Annotated in this window: 8 protein-coding genes, 2 tRNA genes and 3 rRNA genes (1 of these 13 running past the window's edge); all 13 read left to right on the top strand. The window is 42.3% G+C overall.

Annotation, left to right across the window (positions count from 1 at the left end):
• Positions 1-542: ribosomal RNA gene (locus ADM90_RS22325) — 16S ribosomal RNA — on the top strand (it extends 830 nt beyond the left edge of the window).
• A gap of 100 nt (positions 543-642) precedes the next feature.
• Positions 643-719 (top strand) — tRNA-Ile (locus tag ADM90_RS22320).
• Between the two features lie 12 nt (positions 720-731).
• A tRNA-Ala gene (locus ADM90_RS22315) sits at positions 732-807 on the top strand.
• 90 nt (positions 808-897) lie between these two features.
• Positions 898-3,826, top strand: a 23S ribosomal RNA gene (locus ADM90_RS22310).
• A 159-nt stretch (positions 3,827-3,985) separates the two neighbouring features.
• Positions 3,986-4,101: ribosomal RNA gene (gene rrf, locus ADM90_RS22305) — 5S ribosomal RNA — on the top strand.
• Together the 16S, 23S and 5S rRNA genes with 2 tRNA genes alongside form the textbook arrangement of a ribosomal RNA operon.
• Before the next feature lie 638 nt (positions 4,102-4,739).
• Positions 4,740-5,174 carry a hypothetical protein gene (locus ADM90_RS22300; RefSeq protein ID WP_053997063.1) on the top strand — a complete coding sequence of 145 codons (435 nt, stop codon included), beginning with the start codon at positions 4,740-4,742 and terminating at the stop codon, positions 5,172-5,174.
• Between the two features lie 279 nt (positions 5,175-5,453).
• Positions 5,454-6,878: an aminotransferase class I/II-fold pyridoxal phosphate-dependent enzyme gene (locus ADM90_RS22295; protein ID WP_459542337.1), complete on the top strand. Its 1,425-nt coding sequence runs from the start codon at positions 5,454-5,456 to the stop codon at positions 6,876-6,878.
• A gap of 17 nt (positions 6,879-6,895) precedes the next feature.
• Positions 6,896-7,525, top strand: coding sequence for a dTMP kinase (gene tmk / locus ADM90_RS22290; RefSeq protein WP_053997061.1), 630 nt, complete (start codon positions 6,896-6,898; stop codon positions 7,523-7,525).
• 209 nt (positions 7,526-7,734) lie between these two features.
• Positions 7,735-8,064 (top strand): cyclic-di-AMP receptor, encoded by a 330-nt coding sequence (locus ADM90_RS22285; RefSeq protein WP_004229230.1) that lies wholly within the window; start codon positions 7,735-7,737, stop codon positions 8,062-8,064.
• Between the two features lie 114 nt (positions 8,065-8,178).
• Entirely contained in the window at positions 8,179-8,619 is a 441-nt protein-coding gene (locus ADM90_RS22280; RefSeq protein ID WP_053997060.1) for a YaaR family protein, read from the top strand.
• Between the two features lie 137 nt (positions 8,620-8,756).
• Positions 8,757-9,761: a DNA polymerase III subunit delta' gene (gene holB / locus ADM90_RS22275; RefSeq protein WP_053997059.1), complete on the top strand. Its 1,005-nt coding sequence runs from the start codon at positions 8,757-8,759 to the stop codon at positions 9,759-9,761.
• The gene (locus ADM90_RS22270) at positions 9,754-10,569 is read left to right on the top strand and encodes a PSP1 domain-containing protein (RefSeq protein WP_053997058.1); all 816 of its coding nucleotides are present in this window, start codon (positions 9,754-9,756) and stop codon (positions 10,567-10,569) included. The genes holB and ADM90_RS22270 overlap by 8 nt, the downstream gene beginning before the upstream one ends.
• A gap of 27 nt (positions 10,570-10,596) precedes the next feature.
• Positions 10,597-10,953, top strand: coding sequence for a DNA replication initiation control protein YabA (yabA, locus tag ADM90_RS22265; protein WP_004229222.1), 357 nt, complete (start codon positions 10,597-10,599; stop codon positions 10,951-10,953).
• Positions 10,954-10,993 lie beyond the last annotated feature (40 nt).

Genomic DNA, 10,993 nt, shown 5'->3' with positions numbered 1-10,993 from the left:
TTGACCACTGTAGAGATATAGTTTCCCCTTCGGGGGCAACGGTGACAGGTGGTGCATGGTTGTCGTCAGCTCGTGTCGTGAGATGTTGGGTTAAGTCCCGCAACGAGCGCAACCCTTGATCTTAGTTGCCATCATTTAGTTGGGCACTCTAAGGTGACTGCCGGTGACAAACCGGAGGAAGGTGGGGATGACGTCAAATCATCATGCCCCTTATGACCTGGGCTACACACGTGCTACAATGGACGATACAAACGGTTGCCAACTCGCGAGAGGGAGCTAATCCGATAAAGTCGTTCTCAGTTCGGATTGTAGGCTGCAACTCGCCTACATGAAGCCGGAATCGCTAGTAATCGCGGATCAGCATGCCGCGGTGAATACGTTCCCGGGCCTTGTACACACCGCCCGTCACACCACGAGAGTTTGTAACACCCGAAGTCGGTGAGGTAACCTTTTGGAGCCAGCCGCCGAAGGTGGGATAGATGATTGGGGTGAAGTCGTAACAAGGTAGCCGTATCGGAAGGTGCGGCTGGATCACCTCCTTTCTAAGGATATTTACGGAATGTTTCGTCTAGGACGAAGCAATGATTACGTTTTGCTGTTCAGTTTTGAAGGTTTATGAATAATTATATAAAACTTCTAAGAGGGCCTATAGCTCAGCTGGTTAGAGCGCACGCCTGATAAGCGTGAGGTCGATGGTTCGAGTCCATTTAGGCCCACCATATATATCTCTTGGGGCCTTAGCTCAGCTGGGAGAGCGCCTGCCTTGCACGCAGGAGGTCAGCGGTTCGATCCCGCTAGGCTCCACCAATTTTTTTGTTCTTTGAAAACTGGATAAAACGACATTGAAATTGTAACAAACACATTTATTTTTAAGTTTTTTTATAGGCTTAATAACTTGGTTAAGTTATTAAGGGCGCACGGCGAATGCCTTGGCACTAGGAGCCGATGAAGGACGGCACTAACACCGATATGCTTCGGGGAGCTGTAAGTGAGCTTTGATCCGGAGATTTCCGAATGGGGGAACCCACTACGTTTAATCGCGTAGGATCTTGACGTGAATTCATAGCGTCTCGAAGGCAGACCCAGGGAACTGAAACATCTAAGTACCTGGAGGAAGAGAAAGAAAAATCGATTCCCTGAGTAGCGGCGAGCGAAACGGGAAGAGCCCAAACCAAGAGGCTTGCCTCTTGGGGTTGTAGGACACTCTATACGGAGTTACAAAAGAGCGAGTTAGATGAAGCGACTTGGAAAGGTCCGCCAGAGCAGGTAACAGCCCTGTAGTCGAAAGTTCGTTCTCTCCAGAGTGGATCCTGAGTACGGCGGAACACGTGAAATTCCGTCGGAATCCGGGAGGACCATCTCCCAAGGCTAAATACTACCTAGTGACCGATAGTGAACCAGTACCGTGAGGGAAAGGTGAAAAGCACCCCGGGAGGGGAGTGAAAGAGATCCTGAAACCGTGTGCCTACAAGTAGTTAGAGCCCGTTAATGGGTGATAGCGTGCCTTTTGTAGAATGAACCGGCGAGTTACGATTACGTGCAAGGTTAAGCTGTAGAAGGCGGAGCCGCAGCGAAAGCGAGTCTGAATAGGGCGAAGTAGTACGTGGTCGTAGACCCGAAACCAGGTGATCTACCCATGTCCAGGGTGAAGGTAAGGTAACACTTACTGGAGGCCCGAACCCACGCACGTTGAAAAGTGCGGGGATGAGGTGTGGGTAGCGGAGAAATTCCAATCGAACCTGGAGATAGCTGGTTCTCTCCGAAATAGCTTTAGGGCTAGCCTCGTGATGAGAATACTGGAGGTAGAGCACTGTTTGGACGAGGGGGCCATCCCGGTTTACCGAATTCAGACAAACTCCGAATGCCAGATATTTATACACGGGAGTCAGACTGCGAGTGATAAGATCCGTAGTCAAAAGGGAAACAGCCCAGACCACCAGCTAAGGTCCCAAAGTAATCGTTAAGTGGAAAAGGATGTGGCGTTGCACAGACAACCAGGATGTTGGCTTAGAAGCAGCCATCATTTAAAGAGTGCGTAATAGCTCACTGGTCGAGTGACGCTGCGCCGAAAATGTATCGGGGCTAAACGATTCACCGAAGCTGTGGATTGACATCTACGATGTCAGTGGTAGGAGAGCGTTCTAAGGGCGTTGAAGTCAGACCGGAAGGACTGGTGGAGCGCTTAGAAGTGAGAATGCCGGTATGAGTAGCGAAAGACGGGTGAGAATCCCGTCCACCGTATGACTAAGGTTTCCTGAGGAAGGCTCGTCCGCTCAGGGTTAGTCGGGACCTAAGCCGAGGCCGACAGGCGTAGGCGATGGACAACAGGTTGATATTCCTGTACCACCTCCTCACCGTTTGAGAAATGGGGGGACGCAGGAGGATAGGGTAAGCGCGCTGTTGGATATGCGCGTCCAAGCAGGAAGGCGTGTGTGTAGGCAAATCCGCACACTGTAACGCCAAGCTGTGATGGCGAGTCCGTATGGACGAAGTTCCTGATTTCACACTGCCAAGAAAAGCCTCTATCGAGGTGAGAGGTGCCCGTACCGCAAACCGACACAGGTAGTCGAGGAGAGAATCCTAAGGTGTGCGAGAGAACTCTCGTTAAGGAACTCGGCAAAATGACCCCGTAACTTCGGGAGAAGGGGTGCTCTGATAGGGTGAAAGCCCGAGAGAGCCGCAGTGAATAGGCCCAGGCGACTGTTTAGCAAAAACACAGGTCTCTGCAAAACCGTAAGGTGACGTATAGGGGCTGACGCCTGCCCGGTGCTGGAAGGTTAAGAGGAGTGGTTAGCGCAAGCGAAGCTGCGAATTGAAGCCCCAGTAAACGGCGGCCGTAACTATAACGGTCCTAAGGTAGCGAAATTCCTTGTCGGGTAAGTTCCGACCCGCACGAAAGGCGTAACGATCTGGGCACTGTCTCAACGAGAGACTCGGTGAAATTATAGTACCTGTGAAGATGCAGGTTACCCGCGACAGGACGGAAAGACCCCGTGGAGCTTTACTGTAGCCTGATATTGAATTTTGGTACAACTTGTACAGGATAGGTAGGAGCCAGAGATCTCGGAGCGCCAGCTTCGAAGGAGGCGTCGGTGGGATACTACCCTGGTTGTATTGAAATTCTAACCCATGCCCCTTAGCGGGGCAGGAGACAGTGTCAGGCGGACAGTTTGACTGGGGCGGTCGCCTCCTAAAAGGTAACGGAGGCGCCCAAAGGTTCCCTCAGAATGGTTGGAAATCATTCGTAGAGTGTAAAGGCACAAGGGAGCTTGACTGCGAGACCTACAAGTCGAGCAGGGTCGAAAGACGGGCTTAGTGATCCGGTGGTTCCGCATGGAAGGGCCATCGCTCAACGGATAAAAGCTACCCCGGGGATAACAGGCTTATCTCCCCCAAGAGTCCACATCGACGGGGAGGTTTGGCACCTCGATGTCGGCTCATCGCATCCTGGGGCTGTAGTCGGTCCCAAGGGTTGGGCTGTTCGCCCATTAAAGCGGTACGCGAGCTGGGTTCAGAACGTCGTGAGACAGTTCGGTCCCTATCCGTCGTGGGCGTAGGAAATTTGAGAGGAGCTGTCCTTAGTACGAGAGGACCGGGATGGACACACCGCTGGTGTACCAGTTGTCTTGCCAAAGGCATCGCTGGGTAGCTATGTGTGGACGGGATAAGTGCTGAAAGCATCTAAGCATGAAGCCCCCCTCAAGATGAGATTTCCCATTACGCAAGTAAGTAAGATCCCTCAAAGACGATGAGGTAGATAGGTTCGAGGTGGAAGTGTGGTGACACATGGAGCTGACGAATACTAATCGATCGAGGACTTAACCAACACAATTGTTACAGTCAATGCACCGTTTATCCAGTTTTGAAAGAATAACACTTTCATGAAAGCTTTAAGATACTATGTATGTTGAAGCTTAAAAAGGAACTTCTGCTACGAACGCAACATCCATGTTGCAAGGCAGAAGCCAGCACATCCATGTGCAAGTCTAGTGATAATGGCAAAGAGGTCACACCCGTTCCCATCCCGAACACGGAAGTTAAGCTCTTTCGCGCCGATGGTAGTTGGGGGCTTCCCCCTGTGAGAGTAGGACATCGCTAGGCAAGCAAAAGCAGTCAGCATATAGAGCTGGCTGCTTTTTTGTATGTGTGGAGTATATTATAGTTAGATTTAATTTTAAATGCCTCTAAGAATAGCCAAGGAGCTCATAACAAAGAAAGTTAGTCAAAAATAATTGACTGTGGGAAGTCAGAGCAGTGATGAAACATCATGAAGGAGCCGAATGACTTATAATAATACTCATACGAAGAGCAAAAGTCTGATAGTTTAAAAACAATAGTATTCAATCTTAAACAATTTTTGTCAATTTTTCTCTTCGAATAAATTTAAGTAGGTAATTTCACCATTGTTCTATTAGGGACATTACCAAATTACGATATAAGATATACTAAAAATATTGATTCCAATACTTTTATTGACAACTTAAGGAGTTCAGGAACTTTGACACCTGTCTAACCTGACCCATATATAGTATTTCAGGTGTTATTTTTTGCTTGAAAGTTCAGGGGAAACTTAAAATAGTTAATTATCAAAAAGGGCTGTAGGAAAGGCAGATACACTTTGATTTTCCTACAGCCTCTTGTATTTTCTAATTATAAAAGTGAAAACCTTATTTATTTATAAACCTGTAAAATGTTAGAATTTAATTAAATAACATGAATATACAAAGGGGCGTAATAAATTGGCGACGGGACAGCATTGGGAAGACATTACTATTGAGAAAGAAAAATTACAGAAGTTTATTCAAAATAGAGGAGAATGGGCAGTTCTAATTCCAGGTTATTTACACCATGAATTTCTAAATGAACAAGATATGATTTGGGTTTTTCAAGGAGATTTTGGCATTATTCAAAAGGCTGTAAAAGTAGAACTTAAGGTGAAACAATCAGATCCAGATCAAGTTTTATTTGATTTAGTAGGGTTATCAGATTCGATAAATGGTGATGGATCATTTGAAATAAAACAAAGCGCAAATCAATCATATCAACTGATGGGTAATTTAACACTGAAGGCTAGTGGCTTTTTAGCAGGAATGATGAACCCTGTGTTAGAAAGATTTGTACCACAGCTAGTAGAGCAACTTGTAAAAGAAATGGCTATGAAAGCAGGGAAATAATAATTTTATTTAGCAAACCGACCATAACAAACAAAGGTCGGTTTTTTTTAAGATAAGATAATTTATCCTGTATTAACCCCTTAATAGTTAAGGAGGGAATCAAGCAGCTTATAAAAACAAAGGTTAGCAAAATGTCCACTCAGTAGGGATGAAGAAAACTCTCACTGATTGAAGGTTCACTTTATTAATAGGTTTTGTGTATAGATGAAGGAGAGCTTTGTTATCATGTTAGAATCCCGTATAATTAAAAGAAGAATATAATGAAAATGGGTGTTTGTTGTGCAAAAGAAAAAACCGATTATCGAGGGATTAGAGCGTTTTCGTCAGCAGCAAAATATATCCTTTCATGTGCCAGGACATAAGCATGGCGAGTTATCCCATCTCCCACAGGCATTCAAAGATGTAATGCGTTATGATGTAACAGAACTATCGGGACTGGATGACTTACATTATCCTGAGGAAATGATAGGAGAGGCTGAAAATTTATTGGCAAAGACATATGGAGCAATGAAGAGCTTCTTTTTAGTGGGCGGCTCGACAGTTGGCAATTTAGCAATGATTTATGCGACTTGCCAGGCAGGTGATACGATTATTGTTCAACGTAATGCGCACAAATCTATTTTTCATGCAATTGAACTTGTTGGTGCAAAGCCTATATTTGTGACACCACAATGGGATGAACGAACCTTAACGGCTACATATGTTACTTATAGAGATCTTAAAGAAGCCGTTGAGAGTTATTCAAAGGCGAAAGCAGTCGTATTAACATATCCAACTTATTATGGGATGACCTCATCTGATATACACCAACAGATCGCTTATTGTCATGAAAAGGGGATTCCTGTTCTGGTGGATGAGGCACATGGTGCTCACTTCCAAGCTTGTACTTTATTTCAACCTTCCGCTTTATCGTTTGGAGCTGATATCGTTGTACAATCAGCACATAAAACATTACCTGCAATGACAATGGCATCCTTTATGCATGTCAATTCACAATTGATTGATGCAGATCGTATCCATTATTATTTGCGCATGCTACAATCTAGCAGTCCATCTTATCTGTTATTAGCCTCATTAGATGATGCCCGTCACTATGTACAGACATATATGGAGAGTGATGGGGCATATATAATAGAAAAAAAGAATCAATGGGTTGAAGCATTACGCACGATTGGTTCATTGGAAGTCATTGAAGTAGATGATCCACTTAAATTATTACTACGTGTCAAGGGCTATAGCGGTTTTCAATTACAGCAAGTATTAGAGGCACAGCATGTGTACGGGGAATTAGCTGATACCAATCAGGTGTTACTAATGCTCCCTTTACTTAAGCAAGGACACACCTATCCATTTGCAGAAATACGTATCCGGATAAAGGAGGCGATAACAATACTTGTCGATACAGCAAAAACAGCTAGCAACGTAGCTCCACGAACAGCTTATCAGTTTGCACCAATTACGGAGCCCATGTATACATTTAATGAAATTGCATCATTAAATAAAGAGTGGTTACCCTATATGCGTACAATAGGACGAATTGCAGCAAGTATGATTATTCCATATCCCCCTGGTATTCCACTTCTTGTTCCTGGTGAAAAAATAACAGTGGCAAAGCTAAGTCAACTGGAAGAATTATTAGCAGTAGGTGCGACATTTCAGGGACATCATCGTTTAACAGAAAAAATGATTCAGGTCATTAAATAGTTGGAGGCAATAACAGCATGAATAGTAATTTATTTATTACATTTGAGGGTCCAGAGGGGGCTGGTAAAACAACCGTTATTCAAAAAATAGCAGAACGGCTTGCACAAGAAAATATTGATGTGTTAGCAACAAGAGAACCAGGCGGCATCGAAATTGCAGAAAAAATAAGAACAATTATTTTAAATCCTGCACATACAGCTATGGACGAGCGAACAGAGGCACTGTTATATGCTGCTGCAAGAAGTCAGCATTATTTTGAAAAAGTTCGACCTGCTTTAGATGCTGGCAAACTGGTGATATGTGATCGCTTTATTGATTCATCATTAGCCTATCAAGGTTACGCAAGGGGAATCGGTGTTGCTGAGGTACTTTCCATTAATGAGTTCGCAATTGGTAAAAAGCTACCTGATGTAACCATTCTATTTGATCTTCCGCCAGAAGTTGGTTTAGCACGTATTCACGCAACTGGAAATCGTGAAGTTAATCGTTTAGATATTGAAAGTGTAGCTTTTCATAAAAAGGTTCGTGAAGGATATTTACGACTCGTGGCGCAATACCCAGAACGTATACATGTGGTGAATGCAGAGCAAGCTATCGAGGAAGTTGTGGAAGATGTATGGTCATTATTATTGGAGGCAATGCAGTAAATGCATGAAGTTGTCTACAACATTGTGATATAATGATAGTATCCATCATTTTATTTTTATACAGATAAAAGCCCTGACAACTGACGTTATGCTTCTCCTGCGCAAGCTCGAAAAATTGTGCAGGCAATTACATCAAGGCGTGTTTTATCTGTATCAATATGGTAATAAGAAATTGATTTAGATGAATTTTATAAAAGGGGTGAGTGCGAATGAAGTTAGTCGTAGCTGTAGTGCAAGATCAGGATAGCAGCCGTTTATCGAATGCTTTAACGAAAAATCAGTTTCGTGCAACTAAATTAGCGAGCACAGGAGGATTTTTACGTTCTGGAAATACGACGTTTCTTATAGGAACTGAAGACTCTCTCATACCCAAACTTTTAGATATAATTCGGGATAATTGTCGAGCACGAGAGCAAATGGTTGCACCAGTTTCTCCATTAGGCGGAAATGCTGATTCCTATATTCCTTATCCAGTAGAGGTAGAGGTAGGAGGGGCTACTGTTTTCGTTTTACCGATTGAACAATTCCATCATTTTTAATGTAGTAGAAAATTGAATATGAGGCTGATTGGTGTAAAGCTTTCAGCCTATACTTTATCAGCTTGATGCAATTTGCTCAGGAGAAATTAATAAAGATAGTGGGGCGGAACCAGCTTGAAAATTAATCAAGATATACGCGTTGGAGTAAATACCAATCGCAAAGAGCCACTACAAAATAATAATCAAAATAACCGTTTTGGAGATTTGGTCGTTAAGCAGGGCACTAAGCTACAAACAGATCAATTAACACGTTTACTAGGTGATATTTCTACTGCTGGTGATCGTGTTGCAAGATCACGTAATTTACGGGAACTTGCTAGGTTTAAAATGCTTGTTAAACGCTTTTTACAAGAGACGGTGGAACATGGTATGGAATTGAAGCAATCACATACTTGGAATCGCTTTGGTGAAGGACGACGCTTAAAAATTATTGACACGATTGATGCACGTCTACTAGAACTTACCGAAGATATTTTAAATGAAGAAAAAGAAGCAATTGACCTGCTCGATAAAATCGGTGAGATTAAAGGCTTACTAATTAATTTATATATGTAAAACCCGTGTCTCACTGTTAAAGATAGACGCGGGCTTTTTTCAAATATTGATTTGTAGAGAAACTTTGAAGCACTACAATGTTTCTCTACAAACGTGAAAAGACACTTTAGGTATTGATATAGGAAGGAATTTAATATATGGGCAAGAATGTTGAAGAGCTATTCACACTACAACCAGTCGTAATGAGGCAACTTCAAACGATTTTTGACAAACATAGATTAGCACATGCATATATTTTTGACGGTGAAAAAGGGACAGGTAAAGTAGATATTATGCACTTTTTTGTCAAATTAATGTTATGTGAGGAACCAAATAACAATGTTCCATGTGAAACATGTCGAAATTGCAGACGTGTTGAATCGGGAAATCATCCAAATGTTCATCAAATTTCTCCAGAAGGCCAGTTTATAAAAATTGATCAAATGCGAGAATTAATTGGGGAAATGAAAATGATGGGTGTGGAGGAAGGACGTAAAATTTATGTACTTCATCATGCAGACCGTCTCAATATAGCTTCTGCTAATATGATTCTTAAATTTTTAGAGGAGCCAGATGGAGAGGTTACGGCGATTTTATTAACAGAGCAAATGCAATCCATACTTCCAACAATCCGATCTCGCTGCCAGCATCTCAAATTTCAAAAACTGCCACGTCATGTTTTGTTGAAGCATTTACAGGACAGCCAGATTTCTTTTGCGATGGCCTCAACAGTAAGTATGATGACAAATGAGCTTGAAATGGCTCTATTTTTAGCAAATGATGAGGAGTTTGCACTTGCTCGAAAAACAGTGTTAAAATTAGTAGAGGCCATTCAGAAAAATGTACACGAAGCAATGCTTATTGTCTATGACGAATGGCTGCCACATTTTAAAGAAAAAGGCGAGATGGAGCAAGGATTGGATTTACTACTATTTGCTTACCGTGATATAGTGTCAATAAAAGCTAATCCCGAAGCAGCTTGTACTTATCCAGACATGTTATCGCTATTTAAAGAAGTTGCGTTACATTCCACTTATGAAAAATTATCTAAACAAATGGAATCTATTTTACAGGCGCGTGCTTCACTACAGCGTAACATGAATAGGACGTTATTGATGGAGCAGTTAATGCTAAATCTGCAGGAGGGATATACATTTGTATAATGTAGTAGGAGTCCGCTTTAAAAAGGCGGGTAAAATATATTATTTTGATCCAGCATCATTTCCACTAGAAGATAGTCAGTATGTGATTGTTGAAACAGCTCGCGGTATAGAGTATGGTAAAGTAGTTGTTCCTCAAAAAGTAGTAGGGGATAATGATGTTGTATTACCGCTTAAACAGGTGCTTCGACCAGCGGATGAGCGTGATCGTATACAAGTAGAGGAAAATGCGGCAGAATCAAAGCGTGCATTTGAACTGGCGAGCACAAAAATTACCGAGCATAAGCTAGAAATGAAGCTCGTAGATGTTGAGTATACATTTGATCGTAATAAAATTATTTTTTACTTTACGGCTGAAGGACGAGTTGATTTTAGAGATCTTGTAAAGGATTTAGCTTCCGTTTTTAGAACACGTATTGAACTTCGCCAAATTGGTGTGCGTGACGAAGCGAAGTTATTAGGTGGCATTGGTCCATGTGGTCGAATGCTTTGCTGTTCCACATTTTTAGGTGATTTTGATCCTGTATCTATTAAAATGGCGAAAGATCAAAACTTATCGTTAAACCCTTCAAAAATATCAGGTCTTTGCGGTCGCTTAATGTGTTGTTTGAAGTATGAAAATGATGAATATGAAGAAGCAAAAGAGGGCATGCCAGATATAGGTGAAATTACAATGACACCAGATGGCCGTGGTAAAGTAGTAGGCTTAAATGTGCTGGAAAGACTTATTCAAGTATATTTACAGGAACAAGAACGTACAGTTGAGTATACATTAGAAGAACTATTAGCATGCGAAAAAAATCTTATATAAGATAGAGAATTTAACGAGGTGGCTTGGGTGAAGGACCGTAATTTCTTAGATACCGTTATGGAGTTCGAACAACAGCTCGAAGCAATGCAGGAGCAATTTGGTGCATTGAAACAATTTGTAGCGCTAATGATGGAAGAACATAAGGCGCTTGAAACAGAAAATCATCATCTTCGTACACGACTAGAAGAACTACTTTCTAACACAAACTCCGTACAAGCTGCTGAAGTAAAGAAAGAGAGTCCGCTAGATATAGGTGAAGGCTATGATAACCTAGCACGTCTATACCAAGAAGGCTTCCACGTTTGTCATGTTCATTTTGGAAGTTCACGTAAAGGTGAAGATTGTCTGTTTTGTCTATCATTTTTAAATAAACAAAATGTGTAATAGAAGACTGATTCCCACTACGGTGGTATCAGTCTTTTAT

It is taken from the genome of Lysinibacillus macroides (assembly GCF_001281525.1).
In the GTDB taxonomy this organism is placed as follows: Bacteria; Bacillota; Bacilli; order Bacillales_A; family Planococcaceae; genus Lysinibacillus; species Lysinibacillus macroides.
Note: the sequence above shows the minus strand (reverse complement) of the source record. Positions and strands in the feature narration are given on the sequence as shown.

Bases quoted from the DNA above. Each gene is read 5' to 3' on its own strand.
- ADM90_RS22285 (WP_004229230.1), top strand. From the start codon at position 7,735: ATGAAGTTAGTCGTAGCTGTAGTGCAAGATCAGGATAGCAGCCGTTTA.
- tmk (WP_053997061.1), top strand. From the start codon at position 6,896: ATGAATAGTAATTTATTTATTACATTTGAGGGTCCAGAGGGGGCTGGT.
- holB (WP_053997059.1), top strand. From the start codon at position 8,757: ATGGGCAAGAATGTTGAAGAGCTATTCACACTACAACCAGTCGTAATG.